The organism is Umezawaea sp., assembly GCF_036375055.1.
In the GTDB taxonomy this organism is placed as follows: Bacteria; Actinomycetota; Actinomycetes; order Mycobacteriales; family Pseudonocardiaceae; genus Umezawaea.
This window is the reverse complement of sequence record NZ_DASUSQ010000070.1, coordinates 1-22,245: the sequence shown is the minus strand read 5'-3', so window position 1 is coordinate 22,245 and position 22,245 is coordinate 1. Positions and strand designations below refer to the sequence as shown.

The window sequence follows — 22,245 nt, the reverse complement described above, 5'->3', positions numbered from 1 at the left end:
TCCTTTGCCTCGTGCGGAAGAGGCGGGCGATCCACGGGTGAACGCCTCGGTGAACCTGCGGGAGGCGCGCATCGCGCTCGACGAGGACCGCTCGGGCGACGCGGTGGAGTTCGCCGAGAAAGCGCTTGCCACGTACGCCTGGCTGGAGGACGCCGAGGGTGTCGCGGAGAGCGTGCTCGCCCAGTCCGTCGCGCTGGGGCAGCGCGGTCTGCTGGCCGAGGCGCTGGACGCCGTCGACCACGTGCAGGGGATCGCCGTGGCGAACCGGCGCGTGCGGCTCCAGTCCCGGTGCGGCCTGTCCCGCGCGCTCGTGGAGCTGCGGCTGGACTCGCCCGAACGGTCGCTGCGCTCGCTGGCGCGGGCCCTCGGGCTGGCCGAGGTGGGCGGCGACGCCGAACTGATCGGCTCCATCCTGTTCGAACAGGCCAGGGTGCTGCGCGGCCCCGGCGCGCACGAGCGGGACCTGCGGCGTGCCGAAGCGCTGTGCGCGCTCGTGCGGGACCGGTGGAAGCAGGTCGACGACGGCGTGCGGCTGGCGCGCGTCACGGTGCTGCTCGCCCACGTCCGGCTCGACCTCGGCGAGGTGGAACGCGCCCGCCGGTCGTGCCGCAGGGCCGAGGACCTGCTGGTCGGGCACGACCGGCCGGTCCTGCAGGCCGAACTGCTGCTGGCGCAGGCGAGGGTCAGCGGCGCCCGCGACCGGGTCGGCGAGCAGATCGCCCGGCTGCACCGCGCGGCCGAGCTGGCCGTGGGCAGCCTGGCGCGCGGGGTGGCCGTGCGGGCGCACGGGGCGTTGAGCGCGGCCTACGAGCGGGCGGGCCAGCTCGGGCCCGCGCTGAGGCACGCCCGCGCGCAACTGGAGCAGCACCGGCTGCGGGAGCAGCAGGACGGCCGGGACCTGCTGCGGCTGCGGGAGCACGACCTGACGGCCGGGCTGGCGCGGCTCAGCTTCGCCCCGAACAGCCCGAAACCCTTGCGCCCCACCACCGCGACGGCGGAGCGGACGAACAGCCGGATCGCGCGGGCGCTGCGCGCGGGACTGACCCGGCGCGGCATCGAGGTGCTCCAGCTCGTCGTGGCGGGCGCGAACACCAACGCCATCGCGGGGCGGCTCGACCTGTCCCCCAAGACCATCCAGAACCACCTCCAGCGGATCTACCGCACCCTCGGGGTGCACGGTCGCGCGGGCGCCGTGGTGTGGTGGATCGACCTCGACCCGGACGCCGTCGACCCCCAGCCCGAACCGGTCGGTTGACCCCGCGATGACAACGCCGGGTCATCCCCGAGGTCGTCGCCCGGACAGCGGCTTGTCCCCGACCACCCGACCAGCGGGGTTGGGTCATTTGCCCATCGAAGTGCGGCATAACTGGGTGATGAAAAGCATGACTCCCATGTGTCATGCTCCGGTCGGACGTGCGCGGGGCGCGTCCGAAGAGCTGAGCGGCGGTGCGGCGATGCTGGAGCGCGGAAAACGGCGCGGTGCGGCGTCAGCGCTGCCGCAGCGCCACCCGCGCGACGTCCCGCCAGAGCACCGGGTCGACCGTCTCGGGGGCGACGTCGGCCAGCAGCTCCACCAGCAGCTCCCGAGCCTCCAGGCCCGCGTCGTCGGACTCGTCCGCCACCCGCACCAGCAGCAGCGCGCAGCGCAGCCGGTCCTCCTGGCCGAGGTCGTCCGCGGCCAGCGCCTGCCGGGCGAACCGCTCGCAGCCGTCCAGTTCCCCGTGGCGCAGCAGGACCTCGGCCCGCAGCGCCGCGGCCTGGGCGACCACCTCGGCCGGTCTGCCGAACGGCGCGGACCCGACCTCGTCCAGCAGTTCCTCGATCCGGTCGAGGTCGGGGTCCGCCGCGCGCAGGCCGATGGCGGCCCACGCCAGCCGGACGCGCAGGCGGAAGGCGTGGTCGCCGGTGAAGGCCTCGGCCAGGACGAGCGCCCGGTCCATGCACGCGGCGGCTCCCGCCCGGTCGCCGAGCCGGTCGAGGACCCGCGCGCGCACCCACCAGGACGAGATGAGGAGCCGGTCGCAGCCCAGGTCGGCGACCTCGTCGCCGAGCGCGGACGCGACGTCCTCCGCGTCGCAGGCCCGCCCCGCGGCGAGGAGTTCCGAGCACAGGGCGATCAACGCGCGGACGCGCACCCTGGCGATCCGGTCACCGCCGCCCCGGCAGGCGAGGTCGAGGGCGAGCCGCGCGGCGCGCACGGCGTCGTTGGGCCTGCCCAGCATGCGGAACGCGGCGGCGCGCTGGAGCTCCACCAGCGCGTCCACGGCGGGGCCCGGCGACCAGCCCGTCCGGAGCCGGTCCGCGACGCGCAGCAGCGCAGGCCCGTCGTCCAGCGTCGCCTGCACCACGACGCGGGTCCACTGCACGCACCAGCCGAACACCTCGCCGCCCGCGCGCGGTCCGAGCAGGGCGAGCAGGTCGACGGCCCGGTCCACGTCGCCGTCGTGGTAGGCGATCAGCGCCTCGCACCACGCGAGCGCCAGGTCCTGCGCGACCGCGGTCCGGTCGCCGACCAGTTCGCTCGGGTCGACCTCCAGCAGCGCCGCCAGCTTCCGCACCACCTGGGACGACGGCGTGCGGTGCCCGGACTCCAAACGGGACACGTAGCTCATCGACACACCGGGGCAGGCCAGGTCCTTCTGCGCCAGGCCCCGCCGCTGCCTCGTGGCGCGCAGCCGCGCCCCGAAACCGGTGCCCACCTGTGCTCGCGGGCCCGCGCTCGCGCCTTCGCGTTCTTCCAAAGCCGCTGCCAATCGAACGGAGCTCGATGATGGTTGTGAACTCTATCCGCCGGATCTTGGTCGCGGTGGTGCTCTGCCTGGGTATCACCGGGGGTGTCAGCGTCGGTCTCGCCCAGGCCGACGTGATCGTCAGCGGCGACCCCGGAGAGGCGTTCACCCCGCCCTACCAGGCGAACTGACCGCTTCCTCAAGGCCGGACCAGTGCTGGGTCCGGCCTTGAGGCAGAGTGGTGTGGTGACCACTGAGCAGGTGAGGCTGCGTGCGCCGCGGCACCAGGTAAGCCGGAAGTCGATCACGTTGTGGACCCTGCACGCCGTGATCGGGTGGACGGTCGTGCTGGTGCCGCAACTGGTCGTGCTGCTGTTCGTGGACTCGCCGCCGCCGTGGCAGCTCACCGCGGCGGTCGCGACGGGCGTGCTGGCGGTCGCGCACACCCTCGTCATGCCGCGCTGGCGGTTCCGCGTGCACCGCTGGGAGTCGACGCCGGTCGCGGTGTACACGCTGACCGGCTGGCTGAGCCAGGAGTGGCGCATCGCCCCGGTCTCCCGGATCCAGACCGTGGACACGAAACGCGGTCCGCTGCAACAACTCCTGGGGCTCTCCACGGTGACCGTGACGACGGCGTCGGCCGCCGGGCCCGTGCAGATCGAGGGGCTGGACCACGAGTCCGCGGTGCGGTTGGCGGACGAGCTGACCACCACGACGGACGCGACCCCCGGCGACGCCACGTGACCGCGCCGGAGTTCCCGAGCGCGCCCGAGCTCGTCGAGGCCCCGGTCGCGCTGGAGTGGCACCGGCTCGACCTGCGGATGCTGATCGTCCGCCCGCTCAACGAGCTGATGGGCCTGATCCCCGTCCTGGTCGGCCTGATCGTGCTGGGCGGCGGCGACAAGTGGCGGATCGCGATGAGCGGCGGCGTCATCGTGCTGGTGGTGGCGTTCGGCCTGCTGAGCTGGTTCACCACCCGCTACCGGATCACCGACGAGCAGGTGGAGCTGCACACGGGTCTGCTGGTGCGCAAGCGGCTGGCCGTGCCGAGGGACCGCATCCGGACCGTGGACCTGACGGCGAAGCTGGGCCACCGGCTGTTCGGCCTGTCCGCGATCCGGGTCGGCACCGGCCAGCACGAGAAGGCGGGCGAGAACAGCGGCGTGACGCTGGACGCCGTGTCGTCGCACGAGGCCGAGCGGCTGCGCCAGCTCCTGCTCGACCGGGCGCGGGTCATCGCCGTGTCGACGGACGCCGACGCGCCCCCGCACGAGGCGAGCAGGGCGCTGGCGACGTTCGACCCGCGGTGGCTGCGCTTCGCCCCGCTGACGCTGTCCGGGCTGGTCGCGGTCGGTGGCACGTTCGGCGTGCTGATGAACTACGCGCAGGAGCTCGACCTGCGGCGGTCGGCGTTCTCCGGCCTGCACGACGTGGTCGAGTGGGTCACGAACGCGCCGCTCGCGCTGACCATCGCGGTGCTGCTCGGCGTGGTGCTGGTGCTGGCCGTGATCGCGTCGCTGCTGGTGTACGTCGTGCAGTTCTGGGGCTACCGGCTGACGCGCGAGGACGACGGCACGCTGCGGGTCCGCCGCGGGCTGCTGACCACGCGCTCGGTGTCGGTGGACGAGGACCGGCTGCGCGGTGTCGAGGTGCAGGAGCCGCTGCTGCTGCGGCTGGGCCGGGGCGCCAGGACCACGGCCGTCGCCACGGGGCTCGGCACCAAGGGCGAGAGCAGCCTGCTGCTGCCACCGGCGCCGATCTCCGAGGCCCACCGCGTGGCGCACGAGGTGCTGCACGTCCCGGTGTCGCCGACCACGTCGACGTTGCGGCGGCACCCGCTGGTGGCGCTGCGGCGGCGGCTCGTGCGCGCCGTGCTGCCGGTGCTGCTGCTCGCGGGCGGGCTCGCGCTCTTCGCACCGTCGTGGACGTGGCAGGCGGCGCTGGCGCTGCTCCCGTTCGCGGCGCTGATGGGCTGGGACCGCTACCGGGCGCTCGGCCACGCGCTGACCGACCGCTACCTGGTCGCGCGCAGCGGGTCGGCGCTGCGGGAAACCGTTGCGCTGCAACGCAGCGGCATCATCGGCTGGCGGGTGTCGCAGTCGTTCTTCCAGCGCAGGGCGGGCCTGGCGACGGTGTCGGCGACCACGGCGGCGGGCGACGGCGTCTACCACGTGATCGACGTCGGGGCGGAGGACGGCCTGCTGCTGGCCGACGCGGCCGTGCCCGATCTGCTGCGGCCGTTCCTGGAGCGCGTCGGACCGGAACAGTCCTCCGTGGACTCCGCGGGCTAGGCGCTCGTCCGGAACGTGGTGCGGTACACGCTGGGCGCGACGCCCAGCGCGGTGCTCATCCGCAGCCGCAGGGCCGCTCCGGTGCCGAACCCGGACCGCCGCGCGACCTCGTCCACCGGCAGGTCGGTGGACTCCAGCAGGTGGCGGGCCCGTTCCACGCGCTGCTGGATGATCCACTTGCCGGGGCTCAGACCGGTCTCCTCGCGGAAGCGGCGGGTGAACGTGCGGACGCTCATCCGCACGTGCTCGGCCAGCGACCGCAGGTCCAGCGGCTCGTCCAGCCTGGCCAGCGCCCACTCGCGGGCCGGGGCGGTCGAGGTCGTCTCGGCGGGCGGCACCGGGCGTTCGATGAACTGGGACTGGCCACCGGTCCGCCACGGCGGCACGACGCAGCGGCGGGCGGCGCGGTTGGCGGCCTCGGTGCCGAAGTCCTTGCGCACGAGGTGCAGGCACAGGTCGATGCCCGCGCCGACGCCCGCCGAGGTGAGGACGTCGCCCTCGTCGACGAACAGCACGTCCGGGTCGAGGTCGACGTGCGGGAACATCGTCCGGAACGCCTCGGCGTACCACCAGTGCGTGGTGGCGCGCCGACCGTCGAGCAGGCCCGCGGCGGCCAGCACGAACGCGCCCGTGCAGATGGAGACGATCCGGGTGGTGGGAGCGGCGGCCACCAGCGCCCGGACCACGTCCGAGTCGAGCGGGTCGCTCAGCAGCAGGTCGGCGCGGTTCTGACCCGCGACGACGATCGTGTCGGCCTCGGCGAGCAGTTCGAGCCCGTGGTCGCCCTGCACGGTGAACCCGGCCGAGCTGCGCACCGGCAGGTTGCCGGGCGTGCAGACGCGGACCCGGTAGTAGGCCCGCTGCCGCTCGTCGCGGGCCGTGCCGAGCACCTGCGTGGGTGTACCCAGGTCGAAGCCGGTGACCTGGTCGAGCGCGAGTACCGCCACCTCATGCCGCCTCACGGCCCGATTCTTGCACATGATGGCCTTCCGGCCACTGGTCCGACGCACTCGTTCGGCGGATGCTCTTGCGGTGACGCAGATCGAGGCCCGGAGGGGCCGCACCACACTTCACTGGGCCTGGGTGGTCGCCGCGGTGGCGTTCATCGCACTGGTCGGCGCGGCCGGGTTCCGGTCGGCACCGGGCGCCCTGATCGAGCCGTTGCAGCGCGAGTTCGGCTGGTCGCGCGCCACGATCTCGTTCGCCGTCTCGGTGAACCTGCTGCTCTTCGGCCTGACGGCCCCGTTCGCGGCCGCGCTGATGAACCGGTTCGGCGTGCGCCGGGTGGTCAGCCTGGCGCTGCTGCTGGTCTCGGTCGGCAGCGGCCTGACGGTGTTCATGACGGCGAGCTGGCAGCTCGTGCTGCTGTGGGGCGTGCTGGTCGGCCTCGGCACGGGGTCGATGGCGCTCGCGTTCGTCGCGACGATCACCGGTCGCTGGTTCGTCAAGCACCGCGGGCTCGTGACGGGCGTCCTCACCGCAGGCGGCGCGACCGGCCAACTGGTGTTCCTGCCGGTGATCGCGGGCCTCGCCGAGTCGTCGGGCTGGCGCTCGTCCTCGCTGGTCATCGCGGGCGCGGCGCTGCTCGTCGTGCCGCTGGCGTACTTCCTGCTCAAGGAGCACCCGGCCGACCTGGGCCTGCCGCTGTACGGCGGCACCGAGGTCGTGACCCCGGTCGTGCCGCCGGGCGGCGCGGCGCGCAACGCGCTCAGGACGCTGCGGACGGCGGCGCGCACCCGGTCGTTCTGGTACCTGGCGGGCGGGTTCGCGATCTGCGGGATGACGACGAACGGGCTGGTGGGCACGCACTTCATCCCGGCCGCGCACGACCACGGCATGCCGTCCACGACGGCGGCCGGCCTGCTCGCGCTGGTCGGGCTGTTCGACGTCGTCGGCACGATCTTCTCCGGCTGGCTGACCGACCGGGTCGACTCGCGGGTCCTGCTGGCCGCCTACTACCTGCTGCGCGGCGTCTCGCTCCTGCTGCTGACGCAGCTGTTCGCCAGCTCCGTGCACCCGAGCATGCTGGTGTTCATCATCTTCTACGGCCTGGACTGGGTCGCGACCGTGCCGCCGACCGTCGCGCTGTGCCGCGAGATCTTCGGCGAGGCGGGCCCGGTGGTGTTCGGCTGGGTGTTCGCGTCGCACCAGGTCGGCGCGGCCATCGCGGCCACGGCGGCAGGTCTGGCCCGCGACCACTTCGGCGACTACGCGCTGACGTTCGTCGTCGCGGGAGGCCTCAGCATCGGAGCGGCGCTGCTGTCGCTGCGGATCAAGCGGTCACCGGCGCTTCCGGGCCGTGCCGAAGAGCCCTCGGGTGATCTCGCGGCCGATGCTGCCTGCCGCTGACCGGAGGAACGACTTCACGGCGGAGTTGCCGAGCACCTTCTCCACCAGACCGGGTTCCCCGCGCTTCTCCCGGTGGTGCTCCGGCTGCTCCTCCTCGGCCCGCGGCACGACCTTCGCGGCCAGCTTCTCGTAGGCGGACTCGCGGTCGATCGTCTCGGCGTACTTGCCGTGCAGGTCCGACGCGGCGGCGGCCTGCCCGATCGCGTCCTGCCCGATGGTGTCCATGAGCGAGCGGGGCGCGCGCAGCCTGGTCCACGCGACCGGGGTGGGCGCGCCCCTCTCGCTCAGCACGGTCACGACCGCCTCGCCCGTGCCGAGCGACGTGAGCACCTCCTCCAGGTCGTAGTGCGGCGACGTGGGGTAGGTCTTCACCGTGCGGGACAAGGCTTTCTGGTCGTCCGGGGTGAACGCGCGCAACGCGTGCTGCACGCGGGCGCCGAGCTGCGAGAGCACGTCGTTGGGGATGTCGGTCGGCAGCTGGGTGCAGAAGAAGACGCCGACGCCCTTGGACCGGATCAGCTTCACGGTCTGGGTGATCTGCTCCAGGAACGCCTTCGACGCGTCGGCGAACAGCAGGTGCGCCTCGTCGAAGAAGAAGACCAGCTTCGGCTTGTCCAGGTCGCCCTCCTCCGGCAGCTCCTGGAACAGCTCGGCCAGCAGCCACATCAGGAACGTGGAGAACAGGGCGGGCTTCGCCTGGAGCTCCGCCAGTTCCAGGAGCGTGATCACGCCCTTGCCGTCGACCTCGCGCATCAGGTCGGCGGGGTCCAGCTCGGGCTCGCCGAAGAACGTGTCGCCGCCCTGGGCTTCGAGGTTGACCAGCGACCGCAGGATCACGCCCGCCGTCGCCGACGACACGCCGCCGATGCCCTTCAGGTCCTCCTTGCCCTCCTCGCTCGTGAGGTGGTTGATCACCGAGCGGAGGTCCTTGGTGTCGAGCAGGGCCAGTCCCCTGGTGTCGGCCCAGTGGAAGATCAGCCCGAGCGTCGACTCCTGGGTGTCGTTGAGCCCCAACACCTTCGACAGCAGGATCGGGCCGAAGCTGGTGATCGTCGCCCGTACCGGGACGCCCGCGCCGCCCGTGCCGAGCGACAGGAACCGCACCGGGTGCGCCCGCGGACGCCAGTCGTCGCCCGTGTCCGCGGCCCGACCGGTGACCCGGTCGTTGACCGCGCCCTCCCTGGACAGTCCCGAGAGGTCACCCTTGACGTCCGCCATCACGACGGGCACACCCGCGGCGGACAGCTGCTCCGCGATGAGCTGGAGCGTCTTGGTCTTGCCGGTGCCGGTCGCGCCCGCGACGAGCCCGTGCCGGTTCATCGTGGCCAGCGGCAGCCGCACGTGGGCGGTGGGCTCGACGGCACCGTCCACCAGGACCGAACCGAGTTCGACCGCCGGACCGGCTGAGGCGTACCCGGCCGCGATCCCGGCCGCCGCGGACTGCTGCTGGGTCATTCGCACGAGCGTAATGAGGTCACCGGGACGCGCCACTCGAAGCGCGGACGTCCTCCGAGGTCACGAGAGACTAGGCTCTCGCGGGTGATGGATCGTCTGGTGTGGATCGACTGCGAAATGACCGGCCTCGAACTCGGGAAGGACGCCCTCATCGAGATCGCCGCGCTGGTCACCGACGCGGATCTGAACGTGCTCGGCGACGGCGTCGACGTGGTGATCCACGCGGACGACGACGCGCTCGCCGGGATGCCCGAGGTCGTCGTGGAGATGCACGCGAAGTCCGGCCTCACCGAGGAGGTGCGGCGGTCCACCGTCGGCATCGCCGACGCCGAGGCCCAGGTGCTCGCGTACATCAAGGAGTGGGTGCCGGACCCGCGCACCGCACCGCTGGCGGGCAACTCGATCGCCACCGACCGCGGGTTCATCGCCCGCGACATGCCCGCGCTCGACGCCCACCTGCACTACCGGATGATCGACGTGTCGTCGATCAAGGAGCTGTGCAGGCGCTGGTACCCGCGCATCTACTACGCGCAGCCGGAGAAGGGCCTCTCGCACCGGGCGCTCGCCGACATCAAGGAGTCCATCCGCGAACTCGCCTACTACCGGCGCACCGCGTTCGTGGCCCCGCCCGGTCCGAGCTCGGAGCAGGCCCAGGCCGTGGCGGCCGAACTGCTGAAGGCCGACGGACTGGGTTGACCACCCGATTTCAGACCTGACCGGTGCACACGCTATGCTTCCTCTCGCCGGTCAACCGGTCTTGGTGGGTGTAGCTCAGCTGGCAGAGCACTGGGTTGTGATCCCAGGTGTCGCGGGTTCAAGTCCCGTCACTCACCCGAGTGAGCGAGGTGTGTCTGCGGAAACGCGGACACACCTCGTTTTCGTCTTGCCTCCTGGGGGCCGAGCCCCCCAGACCCCAGCCGGGTGACTCCGCCCCCGGACCCCCGGCGGGCTCGGCTTCGCGCTTCCCCTCCGCACCGGGAGTCTCATGAGTGCCACCCTCGTCGCCAAGGACCTCGCGGCCGGACACGGCGACCGCGTCCTGTTCTCCGACCTCCAACTGGTGGTCGCACCCGGTGACGTGATCGGGCTGGTCGGCGCGAACGGCGCCGGGAAGTCGACCCTGCTGCGCACCCTCGCGGGCCTGATCCCCGCCGAGCGGGGCAGCGTGCGGCTCAGCCCGCCCTCCGCGACCGTCGGCCACCTCCCCCAGGAGCCGGAACGCCGCCCCGGCGAGACCGTGCGCGAGTTCCTCGCCCGCCGCACCGGCGTCGGCTTCGCGCAGCGCGTCCTGGACGCGGCGACCGAGGCGCTGAGCACGGGCACGTCCGGCTCGGACGACGAGTACGGCGACGCGCTGGAGAACTGGCTCGCGCTGGGCGGGGCCGACCTGGAGGAGCGCTCGATCGAGGTCGTCGCCGACCTGGGCCTCGCGGTCGGCCTCGACCAGCCGATGACGTCGCTCTCCGGCGGCCAGGCCGCGCGGGCGGGCATGGCGTCGCTGCTGCTCAGCCGGTACGACATCTTCCTGCTCGACGAGCCGACGAACGACCTGGACCTGGACGGCCTCGACCGCCTGGAGCGGTTCGTCGGCGAGCTGCGCGCGGGCACGGTCGTGGTCAGCCACGACCGCGAGTTCCTCGCCCGCACGGTCACCCGCGTGGTGGAGCTGGACCTCGCCCAGCAGCAGGTGCGCACCTACGGCGGCGGCTACGCGGCGTACCTGGAGGAGCGCGAGGTCGCCCGCAGGCACGCCCGTGAGGAGTTCGAGGAGTTCGCGGACACCAAGGCCGCGCTCGAAGCCCGCGGCCGGATGCAGCGCGCGTGGATGGAGAAGGGCGTGAAGAACGCCCGCCGCAAGCAGACCGACAACGACAAGAAGGGCCGCGCGTCGCGCACCGAGGCGACCGAGAAGCAGGCGTCGAAGGCCAGGCAGACCGACCGGATGATCGAACGCCTGGAGGTCGTCGAGGAGCCCCGCAAGGAGTGGGAGCTGCGGATGGAGATCGCCCCGGCTCCACGGGCGGGCGCGATCGTGGCCTCCCTCCGCGGCGCCGTGGTGACCCGCGGTGGGTTCACCCTCGGCCCGGTGGACCTCCAGGTCGACTGGGCGGACCGCGTCGCCATCACCGGCGCGAACGGCGCGGGCAAGTCGACGCTGCTCGGCGCCCTGCTGGGCCGCGTGCCGCTGGACGAGGGCCACGCCACCCTGGGCGGCGGCGTGGTCGTGGGCGAGGTCGACCAGGCGCGAGGGCTCTTCCTCGGCGAGCAGCCTCTGGTGGACGCGTTCGAGCTGGAAGCACCGGACATGACCCCCGCCGACGTGCGCACCCTGCTGGCGAAGTTCGGCCTCAAGGCGGCCCACGTGCTCCGCACCGCGGCGTCGCTGTCCCCCGGCGAGCGCACCCGCGCGGCCCTCGCGCTGCTCCAGGCCCGCGGCGTGAACCTGCTGGTGCTCGACGAGCCGACCAACCACCTCGACCTGCCCGCGATCGAGCAGCTCGAATCGGCGCTGGAGAGCTACACCGGCACCCTGCTGCTGGTCACGCACGACCGCCGGATGCTCGACGCCGTGCACACGACGCGCAGGCTCGTGGTCGACGACGGTGACGTGAAGGACGCCTGACGCACGTGTGCCTCCCCCGGACGTCCGGGGGAGGCACACGGTGCGGAGCAGCGGTCTAGCGGTTCCCGGCGACCCACTCGGGCCACGGGACCTGCCAGTCGCCGAAGCCGTCCCACGACTCCAGCGCGGGCCCGCCCGAGTTGGCCACGACCACCACGTCACCGGGCTTCGCGTTGTCGAAGAACCACTTGGCGTTCTCCGGCGACATGTTCAGGCAGCCGTGGCTGACGTTGCGGTTGCCCTGGTCCGCGATCGACCACGGCGCCGAGTGCACGAAGATCCCGCTGTTGGACATCCGCGTGGCCCAGTCGACGGGCGTCTTGTACCCGCCGTCCTCCAGCGACAGCCCGTAGGTCGTGGAGTCCATGACCATGTGGTCGCGCTTCTCGGTGATCACGTAGGTGCCGACCGGGGTCGTGTTGGCCGCGTTGCCCATCGACGTCGGCACGGTCCGCACGACCTGCCCGTTGACCTTCGTCACGACCTGGTGGGACGCGCCGTCGGCCTCGTGGATCACGGCGTCGCCGATGGTGGCGTTGATCAGCCGGTCCTCCTGGCCGTAGATCCCGTCGCCCATGTGCTTGCCGTACACCTTCGCGTTGATGGTGATCTTCGTCCCGGCCGCCCAGAAGGCCTGGGGCCGCCAGTGCACCTCCTTCTCGTTGAACCAGTAGAAGGCGCCCTCGACCTTCGGCTCGGTCGTGATCTGGAGCGCGGCCTCGGCCGCGAGCTTGTCCGCGATCGGCTCGTCGAAGTAGAACGCGATCGGCTGCCCCACGCCGACCACCGCCCCGTCCTGCGGGTTCGTCTCGACGTAGGTCAGCGTCCTCGGCTTGACGGTCGAGAACGCCGACGTCGCGGTGACCGCCTTCCCGTCCGCGCCCTGCCCGGTCACCGACATCGTGTAGGCCTTGTCGTAGGCCAGCGCCGCGCTGTTCGCCCACTGGAGCCCGTCGGGGCTGATCGCCCCTTCGACCACGGCCCCGTCGGCGGCGGTCAGCTTCACGTCCGTGAGCTTCCCGTCCGCCGCCGTCGCGATCACCGGCAGCCCCGGCGCCACGCCCGTGGCCCCGTTCGGCGTGCCCAGCGTCAACGTCACCGGCGGCGGGGGCGGCGTGCTGCTGGTCGACGGGGCGTTCTTCCCCTGCACCGGCACCTCGGGCGACGACGAGCACCCTGTGATCAACATCGCAACGACGCCCACCGCGACCAACCCGAACGCCCCGCGCCTACCCGTCATCCCCATCGCACCCATCCGTTCGCCCGGTTCCCCCCGTACAACGAGACAGCGCGCAAGCAGGTGTTACCTCAGCCGTCCCACTCGAGAAGACGCCGTCCTGCCTACCCGAGTTGCTCCGGATACCCGATCGTTACCAGCGCGAAGTTCTCCCCCGCCCAACCCCTCCAAACCCGGCCTGACCAGCCGATTGGGAACTGCGCGAACCGCTGTGCTAATGTTCTTCTCGTCGGAACGGAGCAACACGGTTCAGACAAGATGAAGTGCCAGCGCCGCTAGCTCAGTTGGTTAGAGCAGCTGACTCTTAATCAGCGGGTCCGGGGTTCGAGTCCCTGGCGGCGCACCTGGTTCAAAGAAGTGGTCCAGCATTTATGCTGGACCACTTCTTTGCATTCCGGGGTAGCGCACCCTACCGCTGTGACCAGCACCCACTCCTCTCACGGCGCCCCTGCCCATTCCCGCCTGGGCGTTCCCCCAAGCGTCGAGCGCCCTCCCGATCGCCTTAGCGAGCCGACCACCCCTTCTCCTTGTCGGCCTTCTCCCGTGAAAGCGCTCACAACGCCGCGAGTCGGATTCCCGCTCCATTCCCCAGCGCATCCGAACGACTACCGGTCGAGCAGTTCCCGACCCCCTCCACCCCTGGCACGCGAAGATCGCTCACACCTGCTGCCGACCAGGGCCCCGGCGGTGGGCTCGTCCTGCCAAGAGGGTCGCTCGCAAGCCCGTGAGCAGGGTCTATGCCGAAACCTCATCCGAGCAACTCGGTCGCAGGCCCACGTGAGCCCGATCCCACGCGGCCGTCCCCCTGCTCCACGTCGAACCGTCCCCCTGCCGCTAACCTCGTGGCGCGGCCCGACGGGCACCGAGCGCGCTGGAAACAGCGCCTCGTCGTTGCCCCCACCCGCACGTCCATTCGGCGTGCCCACGTGGGGGAACAGCAGTGGCTCTCGTCCGTCAGAGCGCCGAGGTCCTGCTCGGCGACGCCAGGTCGGACCGGTTGCACACCGTCCTCGCCGAGCAAGCGCGGATCCAGTTCGACACGGGGGTGGGTGACGGCGAGGTGCGGTCGTGGCGCAACAGCCTGCCCGCGTTCCTCTCCGACCTGGTCGACGCCGGTCTCGGACACGTCGAGGTCCTGCTGGAGCACAAGCTGCCGCACAGCCCGAAGCGGGTGGACGTCGTCCTGTGCGGCCGGAGTCCGAAGCACGGCAGGCCGGTGTACGTGCTCGTCGAGCTGAAGCAGTGGTCGAAGGCCGAGCCGTACAGCGACGACCTCGTGCGGATCGACCACTACGCGAACCCGGTCCTGCACCCGGTCGAGCAGGTTCGGCGCTACTGCGAGTACCTCGTCGACTCGACGCCCGCGCTCGCCGAACAGCCCGGTGCCGTGCACGGTCTGGCCTACCTGCACAACGCCCGCGACTCCGGGGTCTGGGGCATCTCCCAGTACGCGATGGACGACTACGGGCGGCTGTTCACGCTCGACACCAAGGGGCAGCTGGTCGACCGCCTGCGGGCGCTGCTCGACCGCGAACCGGCCGCGCGCGACGACTCCCGCCGCGCCGCCGACGAGTTCCTCGGCATGCGCCACGCCCCGTCGAAGCCGCTGCTGGAACTGGCCGCCAAGGAGATCCAGGAGCGCGAGCAGTTCGTCCTCCTCGACGAGCAGCAGGTCGCCTACAGCCTGGTCACCCGAGCGGTCGACCGCGCTCACGCGTCGCGCACGCAGACCGTGGTCGTGATCCTCGGCGGGCCGGGTTCCGGGAAGAGCGTCATCGCGCTCAGCCTGCTCGGCGAGCTGGCCAGGCGCGGGAAGAGCGCCTTCCACGCGACGGGGTCGAGCGCGTTCACCAGCACGATGCGCAGGCACGCGGGCAAGCGCAACCGGCGGGTGCAGACGATGTTCAAGTACTTCAACAACTTCATCGAGGCGGAGCGGTTCGGGCTGGACGTGCTCATCTGCGACGAGGCGCACCGCATCCGGGAGACCAGCGTCAACCGCTACACGAAGAGCGAGGCGCGGGCGAAGGCCCGGCGGCAGATCGAGGAGCTGATCGACGCCGCCAGGGTTCCGGTGTTCCTGCTCGACGAGCACCAGACGGTGCGCCCCGGCGAGATGGGGTCGCTGTCGGAGATCAGGGCAGCGGCCGAAGCCGCGGACTGCAAGGTCGAGGTGGTGCACCTCGGCGGGCAGTTCCGCTGCGGCGGCTCGGAGTTCTACGACACGTGGGTGGCGAGGCTGCTGGGGATCAGGGGCACCCCGACCTCCTGGTCGGACCTGGTCACCCGAACCGACGACGAGTTCGTGGTGCGCAGCGCCGATTCCCCGCGCGAGATGGAGTCGTGGCTGCTCGCGCAGCGGGCGAAGGACCTCGGGACGGCGCGGATCGCCGCCGGGTACTGCTGGACGTGGAGCGATCCCGTGTCCCAGGACGGCACGAAGGTGCTGGTGCCGGACGTGCGGATCGGCGACTGGCACCGGCCGTGGAACGCGAAGCCCGACAAGGTGGTCCCCGACGCGCCCGCGTCGCACTTCTGGGCCAGCGACGACCGCGGCTTCGGCCAGCTCGGCTGCATCTACACCGCCCAGGGCTTCGAGTACGACTGGGCGGGCGTCATCTTCGGGACGGACTTCGTCCGCCGCGGCGACCACTGGGTGGCCCAGCGCGACAACTCGCACGACCCCGCGGTGAAGAGGGCCGACGACCTCCACTTCGCCACGCTGATCCGCAACACCTACAAGGTCCTGCTGACACGGGGCATGCGCGGCGTCTGCGTGTTCTCCGAGGATCCCGAGACGCAGGCCTACCTGCGGAAGTTCGCCGCGTAGCGGTCTACAGCCCCAGCCGCTGCTGCTCGGCCAGCACCACGCGCTTCTCCACCGACACCGTCGAGTCCAGCGCGGCCTCGTGGCCGTGCTTCGCGTCGCTCTCCCGCGCGTAGTGGTCGAACAGCAGCGTCTTGTGGTCGCGGACCTCCCGCACCCGCGCGTCCACGCTGTCCTTCACCAGCAACCGGTGCACGTGGACCTTGCGGACCTGCCCCATGCGGTGGCAGCGGGCGACGGCCTGGTCCTCGGTGCTGGGCTTCCACTGCGGCTCGGCGATGATCACGACGGACGCGGCCTGGATGTTGAGGCCCACCCCGCCCGCCTCGATCTGCGCCGCGAGCACCGCGTGGCCCTCGTGGGCGGTGAAGTCGTCGACCAGCTGCTGGCGGCCGGACGACGAGGTGCTGCCGGTGAGCGGGCCGTAGGCGCCGGTGTGCTCGGCGACCGTGTCGAGGACGTCGAGGAAGTAGGAGAAGACGACGACCTTCCAGCCGTTGTCGCGGGACTCCTCGATGATCTCCAGCATCCGCTCCAGCTTCGCCGAGCCCTCGGGCTTGCCCGGTTCGTAGGCGGCGCGGCGCATGGCCATCAGGTTCCCTGCGCGCACGGCGTCGTGGTAGGCGGTCTGGTCGGGTCCGTCGAACTCGACCCAGTCCTCGACCTCCAGCAGCTCGGGGAGTTCGCCGAGCACGTCCTCCTGGTTGCGCCGCAGGTAGACGGGCGCGACCAGGCGGCGGAACGCCTTGGCGCCGACCACGGCGTCGGTGCCGCCCGCCCGTGCGGCGATGCCCGGCTGGAGGTAGGAGACGAGGGTGCGGAACTCGTCCACGCGGTTCTCCATCGGCGTGCCGGTGAGCAGGACCGCGCGGTCGGCGCGCTGCACCACGGCGTTGACGGCCTTGGAGCGCTGGGTGTCCGGGTTCTTCACGAAGTGCGCCTCGTCCACCACGACGAGCGCCGGGCGGAACCTCTTCGGCAGCGCCAGCTTCGGCAGCGTGCCGAACGTCGTCACGCCGACACCGCCCTGGTCGAGCCACTCGCCGACCGCGCCGTCACGTCCGGCGCCGTGCAGCCGGTGCGGAACGAGGTCGCTGTGCCGGGCGATCTCGTTGACCCAGTTGACGACCACGCTCGCCGGGCAGATCACCACGAACCCGCGACCGCCCTTCGCGGCCAGGCTCGCCATGACGGCGATGGCCTCGATCGTCTTGCCCAGCCCCATCTCGTCGCCGATGATCACGCGTTTCCGGGCGAGCGCGAACTTCGCGCCGAACTCCTGGTAGCCGCGCAGCGAGACCGTGAGCCTGCTCGTGTCGAGCGTGACCGAGTCGACCTCGCGCTCGATGTCCGCGGGCACGAAACCCTTGGCGGCACTGCGATCCGGCACCGCCCCCGCACCCGCCAGGTCGGCGAGCGCGGTGTTGTACGCGGCGGCGTCCAGCTCGTAGTCGCGCCACAGCGCCCGGTGGTCGAGGTCCGGCACGTGCAGCTGGACGCCCACGGCGCGCAGCGCGGCGACGTCCCGGCTGCCGAGCAGTTCCTCCAGCCGCGCCAGCGCGTCCAGCGCCGCCTGCTTGTTCTTCTTGAGGGAGAAGAACATCCGCACACCGCTGGACGCGCGCGACGCCGCGCGCACGTCGGCGTCGACCCGCGCGAGCACGTCGGTGATCGGCTCGTGCAGCGGTGCGACGAGCTGGGTGGCCCGCCGCAGCTTCGACAGGAGCTGGAGCAGCTCGGTCTGCCCCCGACCGGCCCGGTCGGGGTCCAGCCGCACGGAGGTGTCCCGCTTGAGCGAGTCGACGACGGCCCTGGCCGCGTCGAGCAGCTGCCGGGCCGACTGCGGGCCCACACCGGGCACCCCGTCGAGCCGGGCGAACGACGACCCGGCCACGTCGGCCACGGTCTGGAACCCCGCGGCCCTGAGCTTCCCGAGCCGCAGACCGGCCGCCGCGTCGCGCAGCTTCTCCACCGGCATGGCCCGGACCAGGTCAGCGACCAGCGAGTCCCGCACCGCCTCGTACCGGGCCACGGCGAGCGCGCGCAGCCGGTCGGGCTCGTCCCGCACCCCTTCGGCCTGCGTGCGGAACGCGGCAGCGGCGGCCAGCAGCTCCCTGGCGGGCTTGCCGATCTTCGACGAGTCGTTCACGCACGCCCCTTAGCGCCTGACGGACGGCTTCGGTGATGTCGTCGCAGTGTGCCACTCGGGCTCGTGATCCAAACACGCGCGCGCTCAGCCGAAGGCGAGGGCGATCCGGCGGTTCGCGACCAGCCGGGTGCGGTGCACCTCGGGGTCCACGGTGAGCGCTGGCCACCGGTCCAGCCTGTCGTAGGACTTGGCGAGCAGCCAGTGCGCCGCCGCCGGGTTGATCTCCTCCAACGTGCCCTGCGCGGCCATCCGCTCCCTGGCGACGGCGACCTCCCTGGTCACGAAGGCGTTGCGGATCACCCCGCCCGCCACCTCGTCGATGAGGAACACCATCGCGTGCTCGTCGTCGCCGTGCGCGTAGGTGCACAGCAGCGCCAGGTAGCCCGCGTCCAGCGACCGGTCGCAGATCCACGCGCCGCGCACGCCGAGCGAGTCGACGACCGGCGGCGCGAACGCCACCGCCCACTCCCCCGGCCTGCCGGTGAGCAGCACGGCCATGGCCCGCAGCAGTGCCTGGTTGCGCCTGCTGGGCAGTGACACGGCGTGGTCGACCAGCTCCACCCAGAACTTCTCGTCGGCGACACCGGGCGGCACGGCGGAGCTGAGCGTGAGCTCCACCTCCAGCGGGTCGGTCATCTGCGGGAGGTCGCGGCAGGACTGGACGACGGCGCGCTGCGCCAGCCCCAGTTCCGTCCGCTGTGGACCGCGCACCACCTCGATCGGGCGGTGAACCGGCTGCTTGCGGCCCTGTGTCCCACGACTCACCCGCGGAGGCTGACACGGCGGAGGGCGCACCGGCCGCAGCCACACCAGAGCGACGGGGGAGAATCACCCATCGTGGACACCGTGGGCAAGGCACTGTGGGAAGCCGCGGCGAACCCGCGCCTCCGGATCCCGAAGCTCGACGCGGTGTCGTCGGCCGACCTGGACCGGGCGATCACCGACGTGCTGCACCGCGAACTGGACAACCTGTGGAACGCGGGCTGGCTGCCGTACGACCTGGTGCAGGTCGTCGGGCGGCACGACGACGAGCGGGCGGTCTCGATGCTGGTCGACGCCATCGCGTCGGAGGTCGAGCGGTACCCGGAGGCGACGATCCACCCGCGCTGGCGCGACCAGCTCGGGGAGATCGACGCGACCGTGTGGTGGGACCGCGGGCAGCCGCACGTGGACGAGTGGGCGCGCAAGCACATCGAGCTGCGGCAGGACGCCGTGGAGGTCGTCGTGGCGCTGCTGTCCCGGCTGCTGCTGCTCCCCCGGTTGCAGAACATCCTGCCGCGTCCGGGCTCGGCGACGATCGAGGTCACGCACGTCGGCGTCAGCTCCAAGGTGCTGAACCGGGTCAGGGGGCTGCTCGCGAAGGCCGAGTCGTCGCAGTTCCCCGACGAGGCCGAGGCGCTGTCGGCCAAGGCCCAGGAGCTGATGAACCGGCACGCGTTCGAGCGCGCGGCGGTCGACGCGGACGCGCACGTCCCGCAGACCGCGACCTCGCGGCGGATGTGGCTCGACAAGAGCTACTTCGACGGCAAGGCGCAGCTCGTGCACGTGGTGGCGAAGGCGAACCGGTCGCGGGCCGTCGTGTACGGCAACATCGGGTTCGTCGCGCTGGTCGGCGAGGAGATGGACCTGGAGATCGTCGAGCTGCTGTCGACGTCGCTGCTGGTGCAGGCCACCAGGGCGATGGTGGCGGCGGGCTCGGGGGCGTCCAAGGGCGCCGAGGCGCGCAGCCGCGGCTACCGCAAGTCGTTCCTCTACTCCTACGCGCACCGCGTCGGCGAACGGCTGGAGGCCGCGACCGAGGCGCCCGCCTCCGACGACCGGTTGCTGCCCGTGCTGTCGGAGCGCAAGCAGGCCGTGGACGTGCTGTTCGAGACCCTGTTCACCAAGACGAAGTCGAAATCCGTCACGGTGCGCAGCGAAGCGGGCTGGGACGCGGGCCGCACCGCCGCCAACTCGGCGAACCTGACGGTGAACCGGGCCGCGCTGGGCGGTGGCCCGGCAACCTGACCCGGTGGCCGAAACCCTCATCGGAGTAGAAGACCTCGAACCGCCGCGCTGGGCGTCCGTGGACGCGCAGGTGGCCGCCGCCGGGACGTGGCGGACGCTGGCCGCGGTGCCCGCCGCGACGTGGCTGGTGATCCGGCTCGCGTGGCGGACCTCGCGGTGGCTGACGGCGCTGGCGGGCGTGATCCAGGTGCTGTCCGGGTGCGTGACGGCGTTCGGGCTGCTCGCCACCGCCAGCGTGTTCACCCGGCTGCTGGAGGAGGGGCCCACGCCGCAGCGGCTGGTGGCCGCGCTGCCGTCGATCGGGCTGCTCGTCGGGTCGTTCGCGCTGCGCGGGCTGCTGGACAGCGCGGCGGGCGCGGTGCAGGGCGCGTTGACGCCGCGCGTGCGGCACGCGGCGCAGGACACGCTGAACACGGCGGTGATCGGCGTGGACCTGGCGGCGTTCGACGACCCGGACTTCCGCGAGCTCGTCCGGCAGGGCGGTCGGCACGCGATGAACTCGATCGAGGTCGCCAACCGGGTGGTCGCGGACCTCGTGTCGGCGCTGATCTCGCTGCTGGCCGCGATGGTCACGGCGGGCGTGCTGAACCCGTGGCTGGCGCCCGTGCTGCTGCTCTCGGCCGTCGCGGACGGCTGGGCGGCGATGCGGGTCGCGAAGCTCGGCTACCGCAACTTCCTCCGGATGGTGACCCGTCACCTGCGCCTGTTCGTGGTGGAGAACCTGATGGTCGCGAGGGACGTGGCCGTCGAGCGGTTCGCGCTGACGCTCCAGGAGCCGCTGATCGCCGAGCACCGGCGGATCGCGAACGACGTGACGGCGGAGGAGGTGCGGATGGAGTCGCGCAAGACGCTGGTGCGGCTCGTGGGGCGGACCCTGGCGGGGATCGGCACCGGGATCGCCTACCTCGTCCTCGGGTTCCTGCTCTACACGAACGCGATGCCGCTCGCGCTGGCGGGCGCGGCGGTGGTCGCGATGCGCACGGCGTCGACCTCGCTGTCCACCACGATGTACGCGGTGAACCAGCTCTACGAGCACTCGTTCTACATCGACTTCTACCGGCGGCTGCTCGCCACCGCGCACACCCGCCACCACGTGTCGACGGGTGTCACCGCGCCCGCCGACCCGGCCGTGATCCGGCTGGAGGACGTGACGTTCACCTACCCCGACGCCGACCGGCCCGCGCTGATCGGCGTCGACCTGGAGATCAACCGCGGCGAGGTCGTCGCGCTGGTCGGCCAGAACGGGTCCGGCAAGACCACGCTGGGCAAGCTGATCACCGGCCTCTACACGCCCGACGAGGGCCGGGTGCTGTGGGACGACGTGGACATCGCCGCCGCCGACCGGAAGTCCGTGCACACGCGGATCTCGGTGATCTCGCAGGAACCCGCGCGCTGGCCCATGACCGCGGGCCACAACATCCGGGTCGGCAGGCTCGACCGCCACGACCCCTCCGGCGAGGGGTGGGCGGAGGCCGTGGACCAGTCCGGCGCGCGGTCGGTGCTGGAGGCGCTCCCGCGCGGCGAGAAGACGGTGCTGTCGAAGGAGTTCAAGGACGGCCACGAACCCTCGGGCGGCCAGTGGCAGCGGATCAGCGTGGCGCGCGGCATCTACCGCGACGCCGCCGTCCTGGTCGCCGACGAGCCCACGGCCGCGCTGGACGCCAAGGCCGAGGCGACCGTGTTCGCCGGCCTCCAGCACGCGACGCGGTCGAGGACCACGATCCTGGTCACCCACCGCTTGGCGAACATCCGCCACGTGGACCGCATCGTCGTGCTGGACGACGGCCGCGTCGTCGCCCAGGGAACGCACGACGAGCTGATGGCGGCCGACGGCGTCTACCGCGAGCTGTACGACATCCAGGCCCGCGCCTACGAGCGCTGAGCCACCGCGATCCGCCGCGACACCAGCAGCCGCACCACGTACACGTCCGGGTCGATCCCCAACCCCGGCCCGCCGTCGACCTTCCCGTACGCCTCGGCCAACCGCCGGTGCGCCTCGTCGGCCGCGATCTCCTCGACGGCCCCGTGCTCGCCGAGCATCGTCCGCGCGGTCTCGACGTCCTTGGTGATGAACGCGTTCTTCACCACCCCGCCCAGGTTCTCGTCCACCAGGTACAGCCCCGCGTGCACCTCGTCGCCGTAGGAGTAGGTGCACAGCAGCGTCTGGTGCCCCTCCTCGGACCGCTGGTCGACCACCCAGCACTCGCCGACCACCAGTCCGTCCAGCGCGGCCGGCCACCCCGGCTCGGGCAGGTCGCCCAGCCCGTCCGCCGCCGCGGCGGCACCCGACTCGGGCACCAGCACCGCCACGGCCCGCAGCAGCGCCAGGCTCCGCCTGCTCGGCACCGCCACGGCGTTCGCGATCACCCCGGGCCACACGTCCTCGTCCAGGGCGGGCGCCACCGCGGCGCTCAACGCCACCTCGACGTCCAGCGGGTCCGTGAGCTGCGGCAACTGTCGGGCGGCGTCGACGACGGCTCGCTGCGCGGGCGTCAACGGGGGCAGCGCGCCCCGGTGGGACTTCACGGGGATCGGCTTGCGGATCGGCGTCCTGCGACTCATCGCGCCCACGCTGCCA

General features: G+C 72.1%; 17 protein-coding genes and 2 tRNA genes. 12 read left to right on the top strand and 7 right to left on the bottom strand.

The features are described 5' to 3' along the window. The first annotated feature begins 37 nt into the window (after positions 1-37). On the top strand, positions 38-1,255 hold the full coding sequence (locus VFZ92_RS19065) for a LuxR C-terminal-related transcriptional regulator (protein WP_330877310.1): 1,218 nt from the start codon (positions 38-40) through the stop codon (positions 1,253-1,255). A gap of 232 nt (positions 1,256-1,487) precedes the next feature. On the opposite strand, the gene VFZ92_RS19060 is transcribed toward VFZ92_RS19065, so the two are convergent. Beyond that, the gene (locus VFZ92_RS19060; RefSeq protein ID WP_330877309.1) at positions 1,488-2,741 is read right to left on the bottom strand and encodes a helix-turn-helix domain-containing protein; all 1,254 of its coding nucleotides are present in this window, start codon (positions 2,739-2,741) and stop codon (positions 1,488-1,490) included. A gap of 29 nt (positions 2,742-2,770) precedes the next feature. On the opposite strand from VFZ92_RS19060, the gene VFZ92_RS19055 reads away from it, so the two are divergent. Genes VFZ92_RS19055 through VFZ92_RS19045 form a run of 3 tightly spaced genes read left to right on the top strand, consistent with a single transcriptional unit; the run spans position 2,771 to position 5,020 of the window. Next, positions 2,771-2,920, top strand: a complete 150-nt coding sequence (locus tag VFZ92_RS19055; RefSeq protein ID WP_330877308.1) for a hypothetical protein — start codon at positions 2,771-2,773, stop codon at positions 2,918-2,920. Positions 2,921-2,972: 52 nt separating this feature from the next. Beyond that, positions 2,973-3,473 carry a PH domain-containing protein gene (locus tag VFZ92_RS19050; RefSeq protein ID WP_414719946.1) on the top strand — a complete coding sequence of 167 codons (501 nt, stop codon included), beginning with the start codon at positions 2,973-2,975 and terminating at the stop codon, positions 3,471-3,473. Then, complete coding sequence (locus tag VFZ92_RS19045; protein ID WP_330877306.1) at positions 3,470-5,020, top strand: PH domain-containing protein; 1,551 nt, start codon at positions 3,470-3,472, stop codon at positions 5,018-5,020. The genes VFZ92_RS19050 and VFZ92_RS19045 overlap by 4 nt, the downstream gene beginning before the upstream one ends. On the opposite strand, the gene VFZ92_RS19040 is transcribed toward VFZ92_RS19045, so the two are convergent. Next, positions 5,017-6,000 (bottom strand): GlxA family transcriptional regulator, encoded by a 984-nt coding sequence (locus VFZ92_RS19040; protein WP_330877305.1) that lies wholly within the window; start codon positions 5,998-6,000, stop codon positions 5,017-5,019. The two genes, VFZ92_RS19045 and VFZ92_RS19040, sit on opposite strands and share 4 nt — an antisense overlap. 1 nt (position 6,001) lies before the next feature. Here VFZ92_RS19040 and VFZ92_RS19035 point away from each other — a divergent pair, with 1 nt between their 5' ends. Beyond that, on the top strand, positions 6,002-7,369 hold the full coding sequence (locus tag VFZ92_RS19035) for an MFS transporter (RefSeq protein WP_330877304.1): 1,368 nt from the start codon (positions 6,002-6,004) through the stop codon (positions 7,367-7,369). On the opposite strand, the gene VFZ92_RS19030 is transcribed toward VFZ92_RS19035, so the two are convergent. After that, complete coding sequence (locus VFZ92_RS19030) at positions 7,301-8,824, bottom strand: helicase HerA-like domain-containing protein (protein ID WP_330877303.1); 1,524 nt, start codon at positions 8,822-8,824, stop codon at positions 7,301-7,303. The two genes, VFZ92_RS19035 and VFZ92_RS19030, sit on opposite strands and share 69 nt — an antisense overlap. A gap of 84 nt (positions 8,825-8,908) precedes the next feature. On the opposite strand from VFZ92_RS19030, the gene orn reads away from it, so the two are divergent. The 3 genes from orn to VFZ92_RS19015 all read left to right on the top strand — a co-directional run bounded on the left by orn (position 8,909) and on the right by VFZ92_RS19015 (position 11,447). Continuing rightward, positions 8,909-9,520, top strand: coding sequence for an oligoribonuclease (orn, locus tag VFZ92_RS19025; RefSeq protein ID WP_330877302.1), 612 nt, complete (start codon positions 8,909-8,911; stop codon positions 9,518-9,520). Positions 9,521-9,584: 64 nt separating this feature from the next. Then, positions 9,585-9,657, top strand: a tRNA-His gene (locus VFZ92_RS19020). Between the two features lie 152 nt (positions 9,658-9,809). Then, the gene (locus VFZ92_RS19015) at positions 9,810-11,447 is read left to right on the top strand and encodes an ABC-F family ATP-binding cassette domain-containing protein (RefSeq protein WP_330877301.1); all 1,638 of its coding nucleotides are present in this window, start codon (positions 9,810-9,812) and stop codon (positions 11,445-11,447) included. Between the two features lie 55 nt (positions 11,448-11,502). Here VFZ92_RS19015 and VFZ92_RS19010 read toward each other — a convergent pair whose 3' ends face one another. Beyond that, positions 11,503-12,636 (bottom strand): L,D-transpeptidase, encoded by a 1,134-nt coding sequence (locus VFZ92_RS19010; RefSeq protein ID WP_330877300.1) that lies wholly within the window; start codon positions 12,634-12,636, stop codon positions 11,503-11,505. A gap of 317 nt (positions 12,637-12,953) precedes the next feature. On the opposite strand from VFZ92_RS19010, the gene VFZ92_RS19005 reads away from it, so the two are divergent. Together VFZ92_RS19005 and VFZ92_RS19000 are read left to right on the top strand one after the other, a co-directional pair. After that, positions 12,954-13,027 (top strand) — tRNA-Lys (locus tag VFZ92_RS19005). Between the two features lie 597 nt (positions 13,028-13,624). Beyond that, positions 13,625-15,514 (top strand): DNA/RNA helicase domain-containing protein, encoded by a 1,890-nt coding sequence (locus tag VFZ92_RS19000; protein WP_330877299.1) that lies wholly within the window; start codon positions 13,625-13,627, stop codon positions 15,512-15,514. 4 nt (positions 15,515-15,518) lie between these two features. On the opposite strand, the gene VFZ92_RS18995 is transcribed toward VFZ92_RS19000, so the two are convergent. Both VFZ92_RS18995 and VFZ92_RS18990 read right to left on the bottom strand, forming a co-directional pair. Next, the gene (locus VFZ92_RS18995; RefSeq protein WP_330877298.1) at positions 15,519-17,660 is read right to left on the bottom strand and encodes a DEAD/DEAH box helicase; all 2,142 of its coding nucleotides are present in this window, start codon (positions 17,658-17,660) and stop codon (positions 15,519-15,521) included. A gap of 84 nt (positions 17,661-17,744) precedes the next feature. Beyond that, the gene (locus tag VFZ92_RS18990; RefSeq protein ID WP_330877297.1) at positions 17,745-18,425 is read right to left on the bottom strand and encodes a hypothetical protein; all 681 of its coding nucleotides are present in this window, start codon (positions 18,423-18,425) and stop codon (positions 17,745-17,747) included. Positions 18,426-18,506: 81 nt separating this feature from the next. Here VFZ92_RS18990 and VFZ92_RS18985 point away from each other — a divergent pair, with 81 nt between their 5' ends. Together VFZ92_RS18985 and VFZ92_RS18980 are read left to right on the top strand one after the other, a co-directional pair. Further along, positions 18,507-19,667, top strand: a complete 1,161-nt coding sequence (locus VFZ92_RS18985) for a DUF2786 domain-containing protein (RefSeq protein ID WP_330877296.1) — start codon at positions 18,507-18,509, stop codon at positions 19,665-19,667. Positions 19,668-19,671: 4 nt separating this feature from the next. Then, positions 19,672-21,549, top strand: coding sequence for an ABC transporter ATP-binding protein (locus VFZ92_RS18980; protein WP_330877295.1), 1,878 nt, complete (start codon positions 19,672-19,674; stop codon positions 21,547-21,549). Here the strand turns inward: VFZ92_RS18980 and VFZ92_RS18975 are convergent. Beyond that, positions 21,537-22,245, bottom strand: a 709-nt coding sequence (locus tag VFZ92_RS18975; protein WP_330877294.1) for a hypothetical protein, incomplete at its 5' end; no start/stop codon positions are given. The two genes, VFZ92_RS18980 and VFZ92_RS18975, sit on opposite strands and share 13 nt — an antisense overlap.

Excerpts from the sequence above, each read along its gene's own strand:
- VFZ92_RS19040 (WP_330877305.1), bottom strand. The coding sequence starts at position 6,000 with ATGTGCAAGAATCGGGCCGTGAGGCGGCATGAGGTGGCGGTACTCGCG.
- VFZ92_RS19030 (WP_330877303.1), bottom strand. The coding sequence starts at position 8,824 with ATGACCCAGCAGCAGTCCGCGGCGGCCGGGATCGCGGCCGGGTACGCC.
- VFZ92_RS19055 (WP_330877308.1), top strand. The coding sequence starts at position 2,771 with ATGGTTGTGAACTCTATCCGCCGGATCTTGGTCGCGGTGGTGCTCTGC.
- VFZ92_RS19015 (WP_330877301.1), top strand. The coding sequence starts at position 9,810 with ATGAGTGCCACCCTCGTCGCCAAGGACCTCGCGGCCGGACACGGCGAC.
- VFZ92_RS19010 (WP_330877300.1), bottom strand. The coding sequence starts at position 12,636 with ATGTTGATCACAGGGTGCTCGTCGTCGCCCGAGGTGCCGGTGCAGGGG.
- VFZ92_RS19035 (WP_330877304.1), top strand. The coding sequence starts at position 6,002 with ATGGCCTTCCGGCCACTGGTCCGACGCACTCGTTCGGCGGATGCTCTT.